This window comes from Terrisporobacter muris, assembly GCF_024621905.1.
In the GTDB taxonomy this organism is placed as follows: Bacteria; Bacillota; Clostridia; order Peptostreptococcales; family Peptostreptococcaceae; genus Terrisporobacter; species Terrisporobacter muris.
Genome location: NZ_JANKBY010000564.1, coordinates 1 through 1317, shown reverse-complemented (window position 1 = coordinate 1317; position 1317 = coordinate 1). Strand labels below are relative to the sequence as shown.

At 27.8% G+C, this 1317-nt stretch carries 2 protein-coding genes; one reads left to right on the top strand and one right to left on the bottom strand.

Features of this window, described 5'->3' with window-relative positions; all coding sequences use genetic code 11:
- On the top strand, nucleotides 1-1167 hold a 1167-nt coding region (locus NSA58_RS20310), incomplete at its 5' end, for an AAA family ATPase (RefSeq protein WP_257560943.1).
- Between the two features lie 61 nt (nucleotides 1168-1228).
- Here the strand turns inward: NSA58_RS20310 and NSA58_RS21095 are convergent.
- Nucleotides 1229-1309 carry an IS3 family transposase gene (locus tag NSA58_RS21095; RefSeq protein ID WP_408645542.1) on the bottom strand — a complete coding sequence of 27 codons (81 nt, stop codon included), beginning with the start codon at nucleotides 1307-1309 and terminating at the stop codon, nucleotides 1229-1231.
- Nucleotides 1310-1317 lie beyond the last annotated feature (8 nt).

The following is a 1317-nucleotide window of genomic DNA, read 5'->3' as shown; positions in this document are numbered from 1 at the left end:
AATATTTTTATATATAAATTCAACAAGATATTTGACAATATTGGAGGAACAAACAAGATGAAAACTATAAAAAAAATTGTAATAACTGGAGGACCTTGCTCTGGTAAAAGTACAATGCTTAACTTAATAGAAAACACTTTTAAAGAAAAAGGATATAAAGTCTTAATAGTTTCAGAAACAGCGACAGAATTAATTAGAGGTGGAGTTTCACCACTTGGTGGTAAAGAGAATATGTTCATATTCCAGGACTATCTTTTAAACCTTCAATTTAAGAAAGAAGAAGTTTATGAAAAAGCAGCAAAAGAAATGGATGCTGAGAAGACAATAATACTTTATGATAGAGGATTATTAGATAATAAAGCTTATGTATCAAAGGAAGAATTTGAAGTTATTTTAGATAAATTTGGAACAACTGAAAATGAATTAATAGATAGATATGATTTAGTATTACATTTAGTAACAACTGCTAATGGGGCAGAAGAACATTACACACTAGCGAATAATGCTGCTAGAAGTGAATCATTAGAAGACGCTAGAAAACTAGATGAATTAACTATGAATGCCTGGGTAGGTCATCCTCGTTTAAGAATATTTGACAACTCTACAGACTTTGAAGGAAAAGTTGAGAGAGTATTAAAAGAAATCTATAATGATTTAGATGAACATATGCCAACTGGTACTATACGCAAATACTTAGTAAATGTTGAAAATATAGATATAGATAGTATAATAAATACTTCAGAAAAAATGGACATAGTTCAGCATTACTTAAAATCTTCTAATCAAAATGTTGAAAGAAGGATTAGACAAATAGGAAGTGGCGAAAACTACTCATACTACTATACTGAAAAAGAAAAAATCAATAACTATAGAACATTTAGAAAAGAAAAGAAAATAAGCGATAAGCTATACTTAACATATTTATCAGAAATAGATAACCAACTTTTCACTATAATAAAAACTCGTTATTGTTTCGTATACGAGAATCAATATTTCAAATTAGATGTATTTAACAATGATAAAAAATATGGAATCTTAGAAATAGAAGCTACGGATCAAAATGGAAAGATATTACTTCCAGACTTTTTAAATATAAAAGCAGATGTAACAAAAGATTCAATGTATTCAAATTATGAAATATCAAAAAGAAACTATGTAGGTAAATAGGAAATCAAAGCACTCTCATATAAATGAACTGCACCCTTCATGTGGAACAATATAAAACAACCTAGGCTACCTTTTTCTTGTATTTTACAGGAGAAAGGTAGTTTAATTTTGCCTGTATTCTTTCTTTGTTATAATAATCTATATATTGAG